General features: G+C 42.5%; 15 protein-coding genes. 3 read left to right on the top strand and 12 right to left on the bottom strand.

Annotated elements, in window-relative coordinates; all coding sequences use genetic code 11:
* Positions 1–103: 103 nt before the first annotated feature.
* The 9 genes from WAA15_RS12930 to WAA15_RS12890 form a co-directional block, all read right to left on the bottom strand.
* A complete protein-coding gene (locus WAA15_RS12930; protein ID WP_337043190.1) occupies positions 104–1,150 on the bottom strand; it encodes an efflux RND transporter periplasmic adaptor subunit in 1,047 nt (348 codons plus the stop codon).
* Between the two features lie 12 nt (positions 1,151–1,162).
* Positions 1,163–1,741 (bottom strand): NAD(P)H-dependent oxidoreductase, encoded by a 579-nt coding sequence (locus WAA15_RS12925; protein ID WP_337043189.1) that lies wholly within the window; start codon positions 1,739–1,741, stop codon positions 1,163–1,165.
* Positions 1,742–1,823: 82 nt separating this feature from the next.
* Positions 1,824–3,167, bottom strand: coding sequence for a TolC family protein (locus WAA15_RS12920; RefSeq protein ID WP_337043187.1), 1,344 nt, complete (start codon positions 3,165–3,167; stop codon positions 1,824–1,826).
* Positions 3,168–3,255: 88 nt separating this feature from the next.
* Positions 3,256–3,690, bottom strand: a complete 435-nt coding sequence (locus WAA15_RS12915; RefSeq protein ID WP_337043186.1) for a PaaI family thioesterase — start codon at positions 3,688–3,690, stop codon at positions 3,256–3,258.
* A gap of 49 nt (positions 3,691–3,739) precedes the next feature.
* Positions 3,740–4,318 carry a TetR/AcrR family transcriptional regulator gene (locus WAA15_RS12910; RefSeq protein ID WP_337043185.1) on the bottom strand — a complete coding sequence of 193 codons (579 nt, stop codon included), beginning with the start codon at positions 4,316–4,318 and terminating at the stop codon, positions 3,740–3,742.
* 252 nt (positions 4,319–4,570) lie between these two features.
* A complete protein-coding gene (gene bshC, locus WAA15_RS12905) occupies positions 4,571–6,115 on the bottom strand; it encodes a bacillithiol biosynthesis cysteine-adding enzyme BshC (RefSeq protein ID WP_337043184.1) in 1,545 nt (514 codons plus the stop codon).
* Between the two features lie 316 nt (positions 6,116–6,431).
* A complete protein-coding gene (locus tag WAA15_RS12900; RefSeq protein ID WP_337043183.1) occupies positions 6,432–8,198 on the bottom strand; it encodes an AMP-dependent synthetase/ligase in 1,767 nt (588 codons plus the stop codon).
* Between the two features lie 59 nt (positions 8,199–8,257).
* Complete coding sequence (gene priA / locus WAA15_RS12895) at positions 8,258–10,750, bottom strand: replication restart helicase PriA (RefSeq protein WP_337043182.1); 2,493 nt, start codon at positions 10,748–10,750, stop codon at positions 8,258–8,260.
* A 233-nt stretch (positions 10,751–10,983) separates the two neighbouring features.
* Positions 10,984–12,324 (bottom strand): Nramp family divalent metal transporter, encoded by a 1,341-nt coding sequence (locus WAA15_RS12890; RefSeq protein ID WP_337043181.1) that lies wholly within the window; start codon positions 12,322–12,324, stop codon positions 10,984–10,986.
* 148 nt (positions 12,325–12,472) lie between these two features.
* On the opposite strand from WAA15_RS12890, the gene WAA15_RS12885 reads away from it, so the two are divergent.
* Together WAA15_RS12885 and WAA15_RS12880 are read left to right on the top strand one after the other, a co-directional pair.
* Positions 12,473–13,129, top strand: coding sequence for a metal-dependent transcriptional regulator (locus tag WAA15_RS12885; RefSeq protein WP_337043180.1), 657 nt, complete (start codon positions 12,473–12,475; stop codon positions 13,127–13,129).
* A 155-nt stretch (positions 13,130–13,284) separates the two neighbouring features.
* A complete protein-coding gene (locus WAA15_RS12880; RefSeq protein ID WP_337043178.1) occupies positions 13,285–14,364 on the top strand; it encodes an LptF/LptG family permease in 1,080 nt (359 codons plus the stop codon).
* Between the two features lie 2 nt (positions 14,365–14,366).
* Here WAA15_RS12880 and WAA15_RS12875 read toward each other — a convergent pair whose 3' ends face one another.
* Positions 14,367–15,071, bottom strand: a complete 705-nt coding sequence (locus WAA15_RS12875; RefSeq protein ID WP_337043177.1) for an SGNH/GDSL hydrolase family protein — start codon at positions 15,069–15,071, stop codon at positions 14,367–14,369.
* Positions 15,072–15,210: 139 nt separating this feature from the next.
* Here WAA15_RS12875 and WAA15_RS12870 point away from each other — a divergent pair, with 139 nt between their 5' ends.
* The gene (locus WAA15_RS12870) at positions 15,211–16,407 is read left to right on the top strand and encodes an argininosuccinate synthase (protein WP_337043176.1); all 1,197 of its coding nucleotides are present in this window, start codon (positions 15,211–15,213) and stop codon (positions 16,405–16,407) included.
* Between the two features lie 116 nt (positions 16,408–16,523).
* On the opposite strand, the gene WAA15_RS12865 is transcribed toward WAA15_RS12870, so the two are convergent.
* The gene (locus WAA15_RS12865; RefSeq protein WP_337043175.1) at positions 16,524–17,264 is read right to left on the bottom strand and encodes a copper homeostasis protein CutC; all 741 of its coding nucleotides are present in this window, start codon (positions 17,262–17,264) and stop codon (positions 16,524–16,526) included.
* 91 nt (positions 17,265–17,355) lie between these two features.
* Positions 17,356–17,837: T9SS type A sorting domain-containing protein (locus tag WAA15_RS12860; RefSeq protein WP_337043174.1), on the bottom strand; the 482-nt coding region annotated here is incomplete at its 5' end.

Below are 17,837 nucleotides of genomic sequence, written 5' to 3'. Positions count from 1 at the left end.
AACTTCCGGCGGTTTTTATCTACAATTGACACATTTTTCTACTAATCGACTTTGGTTGACCAAAGCCAAAAAACAATGCACTTATAATGGTTAGCTGTAAAAGTTAGTTTTTAATTACTTTTACTTTGCTTTTGTCGCTCAGGAAATTAGCCCCTTTGGTAACTACCTGCGTGCCTTCTGTAAGGCCGGAAGTAATAGCCACATCGTTGCCAAAAATGGCACCAATACCAATGGGATGTTTACTAACCGATTGGGCATCGGGGTTGAGGGTGTATACAAAGGCTTTGTTTTTGTCGGCCTCAATAAGTGCTTCTAAAGGAATAACCAAAGAAACAGGGCCTTTGCCCGACGAGATTTCGGCTTTGGCTACAAAACCGGAAATCAGTTTTTTACCATTGGGCTGAATCTGCAACTCAACCTCAAAAGTACCCGTGGCCGGATTAACCGTCTGCGCTATTTGGGTAATTCGGGCCTGAAAAGGCTCGTTAGGGTAGGCATCCAGATAAACGCTGGCAACATCGCCGAGTTTAGCTTTTACTACGTCTCGGTCGGTTAAGCCTACATTAACAATATAGGCCGACTCGCCCGTGCCAAGAATAAATACAGGTGCAAATGGGGTAATTAATTCGCCTTGTTCGGATATTTTTCTCAGGATTCTGCCGCTGGCTGGTGCGTAAATTCTGGATAATTTCTGATTGAACTCTGCTACCTGTACGTTTTGTTTGGCTACATCGTAACCTGTGGTGGCATCTTGTACGTTGGTAAGGGTGGTGGCTTCATCGGCATAGAGTTTCTTTACTCTTTCCAAGTCTCTTTCGGCCTTTTCCATGCCTAATTTCGCCTGTTTTACCTGTGCATCAATTTCAGATAAATCGAGTTCGGCTAATAATTGTCCTTCTTTTACAAATTGACCTTCGGTTACATGCACTTTTTTAATCATACCTCCGGTTTTGAAGGCCAGTTTCATTTCAGATTTTGACGATAATACGCCACTGGCAATGATGGGTTCGCTTAATGATTTCTGAGAAACGGGTTGTACCTGAACCGCGATGATTTCTTCGGTTTCCTGTTTGGTTTCTTGTTTTTTTCCACAACTCATCAAGACAAGAAATACAAAAGCGTAAATGAGCGGAAATAATTTCGTTTTCATATATAAATCTGTTTATTTCTGATTAAATCCTAATTGTTCTACTTTTTTGAGCCAGTTTTCACGATAGCTGTCTTTTGAAAGCCTTAACGGGCCAATGGTGGTAGTTCTGACGGGCTTTACCCCGCAAAACTCTAAGGTCATTTGTTTCATGGCATGGTAAGTGGGGCGGCCATACCGCAACCAGTAGTACCAAGCGGGTTGGTCGAGGGTGCTAATGAGATGCCCTGTTTTACCTACGAGCAGTTTATCCCACCAAAGCGAGTTTTCGCGTTTCTGGAACACAAAACCCGGCAGAAAAACCCTGTCGATAAAGCCTTTCAGTAAGGCCGGAACCGAACCCCACCAGACCGGATAAAAGAAAACGAGGTGGTTGGCCCATTTAATTTTTCGGATGGCCTCTACCAAGTCCGGTTCAAGTTCTGTTCTTTTTCTGTACCCGAACTGCAAGTTGGGGTCAAAAGAGAGGTCTCTGATAATAATTTCGTCGATTTCAGCCCCTGAAGCCATCAAGCCTTTTTTATAGGCTTCATGCAAAGCAAAATTGAAACTTTCGTTATCAGGATGCCCCTGAATCAGTAATACTTTTTTCATATTTCTAAGGCAGTAATAAAGGCATTTATACTAACATCAGGCAAAGTGGCGAATAAATCCGCCAGAATACGTTGTGGCATTATTATCTGATAGCAGCTACTTTATCGAGCATGGCTTTTTTCAGAAGAATATCATATTTCGCCAGCGACTCCTGCAATTGTGCTGTAATTACCTCGTTCTGCGCCCGAAGGTATTCGACCAGAATAGCCTGCCCGTTACGGTAGCGGCTATCAACCACTTTGAAGTATTTTTCTGCTTTGGTGGTACCATCTTGGGCGGTAGGTAAGGTTTTTTGCGCGGCTTCTAACTCGAAATATGCCTGTGATACCTGTAATTGTATTTGTTTCTGTACTTCTTCGAGCTTGGTTTCAAGTAGGTTTTTCTGAATTTTAGCTTGCTGTATTTTTGATTTTTTTTCGTAGCCATGAAAAACATCCCATGTTAGCCCAACTTGCCCAATAATATAAGCCTGATTCTTGAAAGTATAGCCCATTCCCTGAAATCCGGTGCTTCCGCCTACAAAAACCTGTGGCCTGAGTGAGTTCATTTCCTGCAACTTTATGGCTGTCTGGCTGGCCTGAATGTTGGCTTTTAGTTGGCTTATTTCCTGACGGTTCTGAACCGATTGTTCGCGTAGGGAAGCAACGTTTACCAGAAAGTTAGTGCCAAGCCCTAGCGTATCGACAATAATTTCAGTATTGAAGTCGCGGTTCATCAGGAAATTCAGATATGCTTTTGCTGTATTACGGTTTTTATCCATAGCAGCCACCTGTTGGTCGAGCTTGCTTACTTCGTATTCGGCCGAGTAGATGACATCTTTGGTAGCTACGTTGTTGCTTACCAGTTTTTCGTTGAGTTTCACGAAGTCGGTCAGCACTGTACGTGATGCCGTAAAGATTTTCTGAGCTTCGAGCGTTTGCAAGTATTGCAGGTAAGCAATGGTGATATTGTAGCGTACTTCGTTTTCGATGATACGTTTTCGGGCTTCTTGCGCGCTGAGTAAATCGCGCTGAATAAGCAGGTTATAACGGATGTCGGTATTATAAATAGGGTATTGAAAAGTAAACTTTGTGTCGTGGAAATTGTTAGGGGCTAATAACTCATTTACGTTTTCAACCTGCGGGAAATTGCTTGAGTTGGTTAGCTTGTTAAGGGTAGAGTATACCGGATTGAGCAAGTCGCCTACGGGGAATGCTAAACGCCGGCCACCAGCGGCAAGCGTGTAAGTAGGAGCAAAGGTAATTTTAGGCGAGAAATTGGCTTTTGCCAGTTTAATATTCTCGTTTGCCTTTTCAATTTCGAGGCTTTCCTGCTGCAAGGCCAAATTATGCTTTAGCCCTTCCTGAATATAGGATTCAAGCACAGGCGAAACCTGCGAAAAAGTTACCAAAGGACAAATAATAAGGAGTAGAAATAGGTTTTTCATGTCTCACTGACGCTTTTTCAATTTATGAACAGTGTTAAGTTAATGGCCCAAATAAACCCGTCTTTCGGAAGACGGGTAAGGCTTGTAATTAAATTTTTACGCCTGTAACAACCATATTGGAAGTACACTTGGCTACTATTTTGTGGTCGGCATTGAGTATCTGGCATTCAATGTTGATAACTGTTTTGCCGGCTCTGATTATTTTAGATTTTACCTGTAAAACATCGTTCAGTTTGGCCGGAAGCAGGTAGTCGACATTCAGATTAACGGTGGTATAGAAACTTTCCCGCCCAAGCATATAGACCGTCATGCCCATTACGTCGTCGAGCATTGAAGCTGCTGCGCCTCCGTGAAGGATTTTGGCAGGGTTTGTCATTTCTTCCCGAACTACAAATTCAACTACTACTGAGCCTTCTTCTACTGATACCAGTTTGCCATTGAGCCATCGGCCTAGACTTGAAGGGCTGATGTCGGCTGCATACTGGCCAATGTGGGACTTAAAAAATTCTATAATCGGATTCATGCTTTTTCGTTTTATGTATAAAGCCAGCGTTAGTGTTGTGGCGGTTTTGTCAGATACTGCCTTTTAATAGTTCTACAAATCGTTCGTAGGCGTGTTGCAAACGAGGTATGCGTTCGCCTTCTTCAAACATGGTTGTGCGTTTTTTGAGGTGTATGGTTACTAAACCATGTACGGCCGACCATATCATGAGCGAAGTGCCTTCAACGTCGTCTATCTTAAAATAGCCTGCATCAATACACTCACGAACAATTTGCCTGAGCATATTAAATGCCCCGCGGCCGTCTTCCCAGATTTCCTCACGGCACTCGATGGTCTCAATAGGAGACGACATCAAAAACATCAGTTCATACAATTCAGGATTCTCAAAGCCATATTGCATATAATACCGCCCCATAACGGTTAATCTTTCAAAAGGGTCTTTGATATTTAATACACGCTGAAATTGTTCTATCAGTTTCTGAAACGATTCCTGATGCAAGTCGAAAAGCAGCTCGCTTTTATCTTTGTAATACAGATAAATAGTGCCGGGGCTGTATTCTATTTCATCGGCAATGTTACGAATGCTTGTTTTTTCAAATCCTTGTTCAATAAAGAGTTTGCGTGCGGCATCCTTGATGAGTCGCTTCATCTCAGCTTTTTCTCGTTCTTTTCTTTCAGTTACACCCATCTAATACAAACTATTTAATTAACAATGCAAATAAAATGAACAGTGTTCAGTAAAACAAATATTTTTTAAATTTTTTGTTGATATGCAGCCATAAAACACAAAAATGCTTGATTATAATGCCAGAAAACCTCCAAATTGTGTAAAACTGCTAAACCGCTTTTGTTTGGTTGAACAAAATAAAAGCCCTCTGGCTAAAGAGGGCTTGCAAGGTTTTTAAATCTCTATAATATTAAAGCTGTAATCGAGGGGGTTCAGGGTATCCAGTAATTTTTTAATGAAAAGGTTATCGGTCAGGTAAAAATTCAGGAAGTTTTCTTTACGCTCCTGTAAGCCACCGCCCGGAAACAGTTTTTCTTTCAAAGCCAGTAGCTGATTTACCGAGCCTTCCTGATTGCGCTCTTCGGCTCGTTTGATACGTTTTTCGAGATGCTCAAGTGCGTTAATGCTTTTGGCTTTTACACCTTCCACAGGGCCTTTCATGGTTGGCTCAATGATGATGGCCTTTTTAAGGATACGCTCGAATATATCGTTGATTTCGTCAATCTCAAAAGCCAGACTTAACGATTTTCGTGAGTTTTTTTCAACAAAACTTTTGCGTAGGGTTACTTCATCGGCAAAAAGCTCTTCGGTAGTAATGCCTAGCTTGTCGATTTTCTTGCGACTGGCTTCGTTTACTATCAGGGCAAAGTTTCGGGGCATTAACAGCGGGAATTGCTCGCCGTAATGGTCGAAAATGCCTTTGAGTTGCAGCCAGTAGGGTACTTCTGAAGGCCCGCCGATATAAGCCAGATTAGGCAGAATAACCTCCTGATACAAAGGTCTTAAAACCACATTCGGGCTAAATTTTTCAGGGTGGGTGTCGGCTAGTTGCAGTATTTCACTTTCTGAAAATGTAATATCGGTGTGTAATATTTTGTAGGTGTTGTCTTCTTTTACAATTCTTTCGCGAAGGCCGTCTTCCAGATAGAAGAAATTTATTTCGCGCGGGGTAATTTGCGTATGATAACCCGAAGTATGTAATTTGTTGGAAGTTTTGGTTACTATTTTGCTGGCGGTGTGTTGCAGGAGGTCGTCTTTGATGATGTGGTTGAAAACAGCTTTAAGGGTTTTGTCGTCGGCATCCAGACAAATCAAGCCTTCACTCTCAAAAAGATGGTTCATGTAACATCGTACGGCATTGGCTAAGGTGTTGTTAGTCAGATATGCTTGCTGAAAAAACTCTACTTGCTCGGGTATCTGGTCACAAATAGCCCGAAGTTCGGCCGGATTCATGCGTCCTACGGCTCCTTTCTGGGTAGTTTCCCATTTATAGTTTTTGCCAAAAAGGTTAAAGACCGAAATCTCCTCGAAGTCGTGGTCTTCACTGGCCATCCAGTATACCGGTACAAAGTTGTAGTCGGGAAACTCGGCTTTCAGCTTTTTAGCCAGATTAATAATAGTAACAATTTTATAAATAACATAAAGCGGCCCAGTAAAGATGTTTAACTGATGCCCCGTAGTAACTGTAAAGGTTTTTTCATTAAGCAGAACAGAAAAATCAGGTTTTGAGTCGATGTTGGCATATTGTTTTTCCAGCGCAGTAACTAATGTCTGGCGTTTTTCTTGCGTAAACGCTCTTGACTGAATAGCTTTTCGGAATCCTTCAAGGTCAGGAAATTGATTATAGAAAGGCGCGAGTGTTTCGTTTTTTGTGATGTAATCTAAAAACAATTTTGGAAAAGCCCCAACGGCTTTTAACTCTAAGGTTTGCAAAGGCATAAGTAGGCGTGATTTCTTTATGTTTCACAATAACACGAAAAAGGGTAGACAGGTTTCAAATATAGTGAATCAGGTATATATTATTTTGAATACAAGATTGTAGTGCCATATAGCCTACCTACTAAAGTCATTAACGAAAAGTTTTCTGTATTTTGAAAAACCATCGGGACAAAATAACGAAGCGGTTTTATTAAGCCTTCTTTTCGGGGTTATGATGCTAAAATATTGTGTGTTTTATGGGCTAATGGCCTTATAAAAAAGCCATTTCTTTATTTATATGAAAGAAATGGCTCTGTTAGAAAGGTTTATGGAAAGTTTATTCGTACATACTTTCAATCTGTTCTTTATATTTGTTCACAATCACTTTTCGCTTAGGCTTGAGTGTTGGGGTAATTTCTCCGCTTTCGATGGTCCAGAGGTTTGGTAGTAACACAATTTTCTTTACCTGTTCGTAAGGTGCAAACTCATGATTAAAATGAACCACTTCGTCGTGCAGGAGTTTAAGTACTTGCGGATTTTGTACCATTTCGGCATCGGAAGTATATGGCACGTTATGTGTTTTGCACCATTCCTGCAAGGCAGTAAATTCTGGCACAATTAAGGCCCCCGGGAATTTCTGCCCTTCGCCTACAACCATAATCTGTTCAACATAAACCGATTCCTTTATTTTGTTTTCAAGTACTTGCGGGGCAATGTATTTACCGCCCGAGGTTTTAAAGATTTCCTTTTTACGGTCGGTTATTTTGAGGTATCGGCCTTCTTCGAGCTTGCCAATGTCGCCCGTATGTAACCAGCCTTCTTGGTCGATGGCTTCTTTGGTAAGGTCGGGCAGGTTATAATATCCAAGCATTACGTTAGGGCCTTTGTACAGGATTTCGCCATCTTCGGCAATTTTTACTGTTCCGCCGTCAATGATAGGGCCTACGGTGCCAATTCTGAGGTCGAGGGGTTGGGTTCGGTTGGTAGCAATTACCGGCGAGGCCTCTGTCATGCCATAGCCTTCCGAAACCGGAATACCCGCCGCCCAGAATACCCGTGCCAGCCGTGGCTGTAAAGCGGCTGCACCGGAGCAAATCAGGCGGATATTGCCGCCGAGGGCTTCCTGCCATTTGCTGAAAACCAGTTTTTTTGCCCAAGCTAACTGGGTATTATACCACCAGCCCTGATTTACGTTAGGGTCATATTTGAGGCCGAGGTCGAGAGCCCACAAGAAAATGCGGCGTTTGAGGCCGTCGAGTTCATAACCTTTGGCTACTATTTTATCATATACTTTTTCGAGTAGGCGCGGCACTGTGGTGAATATTTCTGGCTGAACGTCCTTTAAATCTTCGGCAATAGTACCCATATTTTGCGCGTAGTAGATAGATGTACCCACCCGCATATATAAATAAAGTACCATGCGTTCGTAGACGTGGTTCAGAGGCAGAAAACTCAAAGCACGGCAGTCGGGGCCAATCGGGAAATAATTCTTGCAAGCCTCAAAATTGCTGATAATATTCTGATGCGAAAGCATTACTCCTTTGGGTTTTCCGGTAGTACCCGAAGTGTAAATAAGCGTTAGGAGGTCGTCTGTTTTTACGGCGTTCTTTAGGGCTTCGAGTTTTGCCAGATTTTCGGCATTAGCTGTATCGGTAATAGATTGCCAATGTTTTTCGCCTGTGATTTTATCGAAACAGTAAATTTCTTTTACCGACGTGCTTTCCTGAGCGGCTTCTCTGGCACGGGCCAGTAGGGTTTCGTCACCTACAAAAACCAGTTTTATACCAGCATCCTGAAATATGTATCTGTAATCTTCTACCGTGATATTGGGGTACAAAGGCACACTGATAGCACCTACTTGCTGAATACCAAAGTCGACGATGTTCCATTCGGGGCGGCTTTCTGAGATAATGGCAATTTTATCGCCTGCGCTAACGCCTGACTTTAATAAGCCTAAACTGAACTGATTGACACTATTGACAAAATCCTGCGCCGAAAGTTTTACCCATTGGCCTTTTATTTTAGAGGCAAAAACATCGGGCTTATTATGTTTGGCAATGGCTTCGGTTAGTAAATCGAATACACGGTTGATAGGTTGAGACATGGTTTAACAGGCGTTTGAATAGGGCAAATTTAAAGAAAATATATCCGAGAAAACAAAATCTAAATAGCATCTACGTCTATGACCACGTCTACGTCGCGGTGTTCTTTGAGCTGTTGTAGTTCGTCAATTTTTTCTCTTAAAAACACTTTTGCGGCTTTTATGTTCAGTTTGTCCTTTTCGAGTTTTATTAGTACGTCATATAAAAATTTATTGCGGATACGCTCAACCAATGCTTTTTCAGGACCTAGTACGCGGGCTTTACCGAGTTTTTCCAATAGTTTTTCGGCTAACCAGTGTGCGGCTTTTTCGGCTTTTTCTTCTTCTTCGTGTTTAAAAGTAATAGAAATCAATCGGGTAAAAGGTGGGTAGAAATAGCCCTCCCGCTCGCGGATTTCTTCATTATAAAAGCCGAGGTAATCGCTCGAAACTATTTTTTGCAACAAGTTATGCTGCGGATTATTGGTTTGTATAAGCACAAGCCCTTTTTTGGCACGCCGCCCTGCTCGCCCACTTACCTGTGTAAGCATCTGGAAAGCGCGTTCGGTAGCCCTGAAATCGGGGAAGTGAATCATGCGGTCGGCATCAAAAATACCTACGAGGCTCACTTGGTCGAAATCAAGCCCTTTACTAATCATTTGCGTACCTACCAGAATGTCTGTTCCGCCCTGTTCAAACTCGCTGATAATATTCTGATACGCGTTTTTGGTACGTGTGGTGTCGAGGTCCATGCGCTGGATTCTGGCAATCGGAAACATGATTTTCAAGTCGTCTTCCAGTTTTTCTGTGCCAAACCCAATGGTTCGTAACTTGCCGGAACCACATACGGGGCAAGCCTTCGGTATTTCTTCGTGATGCCCACAATAATGGCAGCGTAATTCTTTCGATTGCAGGTGGTAAGTAAGGCTCACGGCGCATTGCTCACACTCCGACACCCAGCTACACTCCTGACAGTTAATATAGGGCGAATACCCGCGCCTGTTCTGGAAAATGATGGTTTGCTCGTGGTTTTGCAGGTTTTTCTCTATTTGCTGATAAAGCACGCTCGAAAAGTCGTTTTTCATGGTTTTGGCTTTTCGTTCGTTTTTCAGGTCTACGAGCATGATGTCGGGTAATTGGGCCTCGCCAAAACGCTGATTGAGTGTTACCAACCCATAGCGGCCTGTTTCGGCCTGATAATAGCTTTCGATAGAGGGCGTAGCCGACCCCAGCAGGATTTTTGCGCCTTGTTTCAGCCCCATCATGATACCTACATCGCGGGCATGGTAGCGGGGGGCGGGGTCAAACTGTTTGTATGAGGTTTCGTGCTCTTCGTCAATAATGACCAGCCCGAGGTTATCCATCGGTAAAAATATAGCCGACCGCACGCCCACAACAAACTGGTAGCGACCTTCCACAATGCCGCGCCATACTTCTACGCGTTCGTTGTCTGAGAACTTTGAGTGATACACCCCCATTTTGTCGCCGAAGATACGTTTCAGACGTACCACAATCTGAGTGGTCAGGGCTATTTCGGGCAAGAGGTAAAGTACTTGTGAACTCCCTTCTAATACCTTCTGAATTAAATCGATATAGATTTCTGTTTTTCCACTACCTGTAATTCCGTGTAGTAATACAATGTCTTTTTCGCCAAATTGCCGCATAATATCATCGCTTGCGGCTTGTTGGGCGTCGGTAAGGGTTATTTTTACGGGTTCTTCGGGGACTTCGTCGCCAAAGCGGGAAACAATTACCTCAAATTGTTCGAGGATACCCTTTTCGAGTAAGGTTGCCAGCGCAGAGTCGGAGGTTTCGCCCTGTGTGAAAACCGATTTATCGATACCCTGATTGTTTTTCTCGGTCAGTTCATGAATAGAAATGTGTTTCAGGTATTCGAGAATGACGTTCTGCTGCTTGGGCGATTTCGTGAGGGCATCAATCAGGTTTACAATCTCCTCATTTCCTTCGTAGGCCCTTTTGAGGCGCACCCGTTTGGCTATTTTGGGTTTATATTTTTCTTTTACTTCTTCATACATGATGATGGCATGCTTGCTGATGAGCGACTTAATCATGGGATTAATGTTCTTTTCACCAATAAACTTAATGGCATCGTCATAAGTAAGAGAGCTATGTTTTTTCAGAATTTCAATAAATTCAATTTCATTTTCTTCCAGTAACTCGGGGTGGTCGAAATCGGGGTTTATCTGGATTCTCGACTGGCTGCTTACTTTCAGACCCGACGGAACGGCTACGTTCATGACCTCGCCGATACAGCACATGTAGTAGTCGGCAATCCAGTCGAAAAGCCATAACTGTGACTGTGTAATGAGTGGGTCGGTATCGAGTAATTCAAGAATATATTTGGCCTGATATTTTTCAGGTGGTTTGGTATGGATTTTTCCGACAACGGCCGTTACAACGCGGTTTCGGCCAAACTGAACAATTACACGCGCCCCGATTTTTATTTCTCCAACAAAATGGCGGGGTACACGATAAGTAAACATGCGTGGAATGGGTACAGGCAAAATTACATCAGCAAAGTAGGTGGTTTCAGTTGAAAAAAGTTCTTCAGACATTTTCAGAAATGGATTAAGCTAATTAAAATGCGATTATTCAACAGCAAAACAGCCGGTAATTATTTATTAACGGGCAATTGAATAGTTTTACTATTTTATGTATCAAGATACGAAAAAAAACTCAGATAATTAACAATTATCGTGTGTAGTTAATTCAAAAAAGAGAAGATTTAAGAACAAAAACGAAGGCAGAAAAAAAGCGCAGAGGGTGTCTGCGCCTGTGTATGAAATTTTTAGAAAATGGTATCGAATAGCAGGTAAGCATTTAGCCCTATGATAATGACGGCTACTACCCACGAGGTATATTTTACCCATGTAGGGTTTGCAAATTCGCCCATTTTTAGTTTGTCGGAGGTAAAGGCTACTAAAGGCACTACCGCAAAACTTAACTGCAACGATAAAATAACTTGGCTTAGTACCAGTAGCTCAGATGTGCCGTGTTCGCCATAAATAATAGCTACTATCAGGGCCGGAACAATGGCAATTAAACGCGTGAGCAAACGGCGTAACCAGGGTTTTAGTTTGATATTCAGGAAGCCCTCCATCACAATCTGCCCTGCCAGTGTGCCAGTAAGCGTAGAGTTTTGTCCGGCGGCCAGCAAGGCTACCGCAAAAAACAATCCTGCCAGCTTAACGCCCAGAATAGGGTCGAGCAGGTGATAGGCATCGGTGATGTCGGCTACGTGCTGGTTATTCGAGAAATGAAAAGTGGCCGCGGCCATTATCAGAATGGCAGCATTAATAAAAAAGGCAATGAACAAAGAAGCCGTTGAGTCGATAGTGGCAAACTTGATGGCACTTTTTTTAGCGGCTGGGGTATTCTCGATTTTGCGTGTTTGTACAATGCTTGAATGCAAGTAAAGGTTATGAGGCATTACGGTAGCTCCTAATATGCCAATGGCTATATAGAGCATTTCGGGGTTAACTACTATCTGGCTGCTTGGTACCAAACCTTTTGAAACGCTAAGCCAGTTGGGGTTCGATACCAGAATTTCGTAGCCAAAACAAAGCAGGATAATCAGAATAAGTGCGCCCACAATGACTTCGACAACACGAAACCCGCGGTTTTGCAGAAACAAAATAAAAATTACATCAATAGCGGTTATTACAATGCCATAAGTAAGCGGAATGCCGAATAGCAGGTTCAGGGCTACTGCTGCACCAATAACTTCGGCTAAATCACAGGCAGCAATGGCTATTTCGGCCAGAATCCATAATACAAAAGATACGGGTCTTGAGTAGGCATCGCGGCAGGCCTGAGCCAAATCTCGCCCTGTGGCAATACCTAATTTAAGAGACAGGTGTTGCAAGAGCATAGCGAAAAGGTTTGAAATCAGAATAACGCTTAGCAGCGTATAACCGAATTTTGCACCACCGGCTATGTCGGTTGCCCAGTTGCCGGGGTCCATGTACCCAACGGCTACCATTAAGCCCGGGCCAATAAATGCAGCAAGTTTTTTCCAGAACCCTCCGTTTTTAGGAATATCTATGCTGCCGTGTACTTCTGGTAATGAAACGTTTGTTGAACTCGCTTTCCACCCTTTTTTCGATGTCATGGGTAATGTATTTTCCATAGTCTTCAACTGTGCTAATCTATATTTTATGCAATGTTAAAAATAAAAATACATTTATCAAAATAAATTTTTAGGTTTGTCTAAAAATTTGATAAATGCGTGATAAAACGTAGTTTTGTGGCAGTATTATCATCAGACAACAAGGAATATGACTTCATTCACAGAGGAAAATTATCTGAAAATAATATATATGCTTACCGAACTGAATGGGGGAAACGAAGTAAGCACCAACGAACTAGCCGAACACACGCAAACAAAGGCTGCGTCGGTGTCGGATATGCTACGTAAGCTAGCCGAGAAAAGCTATATTAATTACCGCAAATATCAGGGGGTTACCTTAACAAAAGAGGGGCAACGCATTGCCCTGAGTGTGATTCGTAAACATAGGCTATGGGAGGTTTTTCTGGTTGAAAAGCTGGGTTTCGGCTGGGATGAAATTCATGATATTGCAGAGCAACTGGAACACATAGACTCGAAGGAACTTACAGAAAAACTGGATGATTTTCTGGGGAATCCGCAGTTTGACCCACACGGTGACCCAATTCCTGACGCTAAAGGCAAAATGCCTACAATGGGTTACCAGAAACTCTCTGATACTCCGCTGAACCAGCCCGTTGTCATGATGGGGGTGTCGGTACATTCGCCCACTTTTCTGCAACACCTCGATAAAAACCAGATTACGCTTGGCTGTACCATTAAAATTCAGGAAATAAGCGAGTTTGATAAATCTTTTACCATTGTGCTGAACGATACACACACGATTTTTGTAAGTAATGAAGTAGCAAAAAACCTGCTGGTGAAATAAAAGAATGTTAATTTTTTTTAAATCGGTGCGAGCGGTTTATCTCTTTTGTAATTTTGAACGTTTCAGGTATTATCAATAAAGTTATTGGCGTAAGACGATAGGCACTTTTTTCTTCGTTTTTTGTAGGTACCGACCTAATTAATAAAGATTCTTACATGAATATACTCGATAAATACTTAATCAAACGGTTTCTTACTACTTATGTTTTTGCTGTGCTGGTTATTGTGCTGGTTATTATGGTGATTGACTTCGTAGAAAAAAACGATAACTTTCTTCAGCATAAGGCTCCCTTACGTACCGTTTTACTACAATACTATGCTAATTTGGCTCCTTATTGGGCAAACTACATAAGCCCGTTGATGATATTTATCTCGACGGTTTTTTTTACGGCGCAAATGGCCTCACATACCGAAATTGTGGCAATTCTGAGTAGTGGTATCAGTTTTCCGCGTTTAATGTTTCCGTATTTTTTGGGGGCTTCTGTGGTTGCCGTTTTTTCTTTTATTATGGTTGGCTGGATTCTGCCACGTGCCAATACCGAACGGCTAGCTTTTGAAAACCTCTATGTAAATGATAAATTCTTTTTCTCGACCCGTGATTTTCATATTGCAGTAGCACCGAATACGTATGCGTATATGTCGAGCTATAATAATCAGGTAAAAACCGGATACGATTTTACCCTTGAAAAAATTGTGGATAACAAACTGATAGAGAAACTATCGGCTAAGAGGATTGAATGGAACGACAGCACCAAAAAATGGCGTATTCATGAATACAAAATCCGTACGTTTGGTGTCATGAAAGATAAAATGGTGTACGGAACAAGCCCTAAAGACACAACCGTGAACTTGTCGCCGAAAGATTTTGAAAATGCGCACCAGATACAGGAATCATACACCATTCCGCAGCTTCGAGAGCAGATAGCCCTCATTCAGAGCCGCGGTGCCGAAGGCATAGAATCATTTCAGATTGAGCTATACCAGCGTTTTGCTACACCTTTTGCCGTTATTATCCTGTCGTTAATGGGGCTGATAGTATCAGCGCGGAAAGCACGGGGCGGCGTGGGTTTCCAGATTGCCGTTGGCTTTGTGCTGGCTTTCTTTTACATCTTGTTCTACATTATGTCGAAAGGCATTGCCGAGTCGGGCAATATGCCGCCTATACTGGCAGTTTGGTTGCCAAATATAGTTTTTGCCTGTATAGGCACCTTCATGTATTTTACGGTTCCGAGGTAAAACTATTGCCTTAAAATAATTTCGGCAGTGCTGCGGGCTTGTATGGCCCATAATTCGTGCATTTTGCCCGAAAAATGAAGCTGGTCGCTGGCAATATATTCTGCGCCGGTATAATCGCGGGTAATAGTTGTAATATTTACGAACGGAATACCCAGTTTCTGGCATTCTTCTTTGGCAACGGCGTTAAAGGCATCAATTTCGCGGGCTATTTTCTCTCTGTCACGCGAGGCCGCAAAAGGCGTAACGCCATAGTCGGGTATCGACAACACAAATACTTTTCGGTAATCGTTATGGGCAAATTCAGCACTGATGTTAAGCAACTCTCTGAACTCCTTCCGGTATTTATCAATGCTTTGGCCCCGATACTGGTTATTTACACCAATCAATAACGAAACCATGTCATACTGGTTTTTATTTTTACTGTCGGCAATGGCCTGTATGAGTTCTTCGGTTGTCCAGCCGGTGCGTGCAATAATATCGTGTTTGGTAATGGTGTATTTATCTTTCAGTAAATCAATCAGATACATACTCCAGCGGTCTTTTTCCAGAACGCTTTCGCCTATGGTGTAAGAATCGCCCAGAGCCAGAAAAGTTCTGTCAGGGCCACTACCGACGGGGTTATCGATAGAACTGATAGTTGCGGGTTCGGTCATGCCACAGGCAAAGAATAAACCTATTGAAAGAAAGAAAATGACTGTTCTGGACATACAATAAGACGGTATTTTAACGACAACAATATTAAAGTGCAATTATATTTAAATTATATACGAGAATTTAAATAGAGAAGTCCTATTTTTGCAAAATTTTATTAAAACCTATATTTCCGCTTCAGCGGCTGATATTAATATGAAAGTTGTTTTAGCATATAGTGGAGGATTAGACACCTCGTTCTGTGTAAAATACCTGACCGAAGAGTTGGGTCATGAGGTTCATTCTGTATTGGTAGATACAGGTGGTTTCACAGAAGAAGAAATGAAGGATATTGAAACAAAAGCCTACGAACTGGGTGTAAAAAACCATTATACGGCGCGTATGGTAGGCGAATATTACCAGAAATGTATTCGGTATCTGGTATATGGCAATATCCTGAAAAACAATACTTATCCGCTTTCTGTAAGTGCTGAACGTATGTTTCAGGCAGTAGCTGTGGCAGATTATGCCAAGCAAATCGGAGCAGAGGCCGTGGCGCACGGAAGTACAGGTGCCGGAAACGACCAAGTACGTTTTGATATGGTTTTCAGAATAGTGCTACCAAATGCACAGATTATTACGCCGATTCGTGATTTACGTTTGTCGCGCGAGGCGGAAATCGAGTTTCTGAAATCGAAAGGAGTAGTTCGTGAGTGGCACAAAGCGGCTTACTCTATCAATAAAGGTTTATGGGGAACCTCGGTAGGGGGTAGAGAAACACTCACGTCAGATGGTTTCTTGCCTGAGAGTGCTTTCCCGACACAGGTAACCAAGAAAAAAGGCAGCGAAGTGACGCTTCAGTTTGTAAAAGGTGAACTGAAAGGCGTGAATGGCCGCCGGTTCAAAAATCCGGTAGAGGCTATCCGTCGTTTGTCAGAACTGGCTTCGCCTTATGGTATTGGCCGTGATATTCATGTGGGAGACACTATTATTGGTATCAAAGGGCGTGTAGGGTTTGAAGCCGCTGCTCCGCTGATTATCATTAAAGCACACCATTTGCTTGAAAAACACGTGTTAACCAAATGGCAACAATACTGGAAACAGAATCTGGCCGAATGGTACGGAATGTTGTTGCACGAAGGGCAGTTTCTGGAACCATTAATGCGTAATATTGAGACTTTCCTTGAAAGTACACAAGAAAACGTCACGGGCGAAGTACGTGTGCAGTTAGCACCATATCATTTCCAGTTGTTGGGTATCAAGTCAGATTATGACATGATGTCGCCAGTATTTGGTAGCTACGGCGAGATGAATAATGCCTGGACGGGCGATGATGTAAGGGGCTTCTCGAAAATCATGTCGAATCAGGTAATGATTCATGAAAAAATAGCCGAACTAGCCGCGAAGAAGTAAGCTGTTGTAGCATATATATCTGAAAAAATCCCTTTCTTTAGGTAATAGAGAAAGGGATTTTTTTATGAATAAAGCCTGTAAATGCGGGTTATTTTTTGCTCAGTACCAATGTTTTTTTACACATTGGTAGAGGCCATTATGTCAATAACGGCTTTGCATTTATCGAAGTCGGCCTCGTAAATCTCAAATTCGTTGGTTAGAGCAGCACTTGCCATGCTTACGTCGGCCTTGCGGTATTGCATCTGGCTGTTAACAATGCCTTTGCCCGTCATGTGCAGGGCATGAACGCCCGCGCCCAGTAATTGTGCAGCATTTTGCGCACTTACCCCAGCCCCCGCCATGATTTCGATACGGTTGCCTGCTTTTTCGGCAAGGGTTTTTAACAAAGTTATGCCTTCAATGGCTGTGTTTTTCTGGCCCGATGTCAGTATTCTTTCGCAACCTGTACTTATAATGGCTTCCAGTGCCTCGAGTGGCTCGGCGCTTACATCGAAAGCCCTATGGAAAGTAACTTTCAGCGGTTTGGCCAGCTCGACCAGTTCTTTTGTGCGTGCGGTATCAACACGCCCGTCGGGGGTCAGAATACCGAATACTACGCCATCGGCCCCTAGTTCTTTTGCTGTTTCAATATCGGCTTTCATTACCTCAAATTCGGTATCAGAGTAACAGAAATCACCTCCGCGCGGGCGAATCATGACATAGAGCCTGATGCTTAAATGCTGGCGGGCCAATCTGATTAAACCTGCCGACGGGCTTGTGCCGCCTTCAAACATACCCCCACATAATTCGACACGATATGCTCCGGCCTTTTGGGCTGTCAGGCAGGATTCTAAAGAAAAGCAACAAATTTCTAGCATTCTATTCAACGGTTCTTTTATGCAAAGAAACAGATTAAATGCCTTTTTTGAAGCATCTAATCTGTTTTCTTTAAGTTTTCAATTTATGTTATTAGTACTTTATCAGTTTCCTTGTCACAACGTCTTTCCCCACCTGTACTCTAATCAGATACTCTCCTGCTGTCAGATGATTCAGAATCAGGTATTGTTTCTTGTAAGTTACATTCCCAAGATTCTTTTCGGATAATTGCTGACCTTTCATGTCTAATAACTGATATGAGACTTCTTGAGAGATAGGTAAATCAATGATGATTTCGCAATAGTTTTCTGCCGGAACAGGGGCTATAGTAATATTGTGTCCAACCTGTGGCTCATTAGCCAATATAATTACCTGTATTTTAGCTTCTCCTGATACAGTACCTTCTCCGCAAGCATTTTTTACAGAAGCCAGTTTAAAGATAGTTGCTTCTTCGATTTTCACAGGATGGATAATGGTGGTTTTATCAGACGCTCCTTCCTGATTATTATTTAATGTGAATAATGGGTTAAAACATCCAAAAAAGTAAAGCAGTAGCAATAGAACCCCAGATATGA

This window comes from Emticicia sp. 17c (assembly GCF_037153985.1).
In the GTDB taxonomy this organism is placed as follows: Bacteria; Bacteroidota; Bacteroidia; order Cytophagales; family Spirosomataceae; genus Emticicia.
This window is presented reverse-complemented; position numbering and strand designations above follow the sequence as displayed.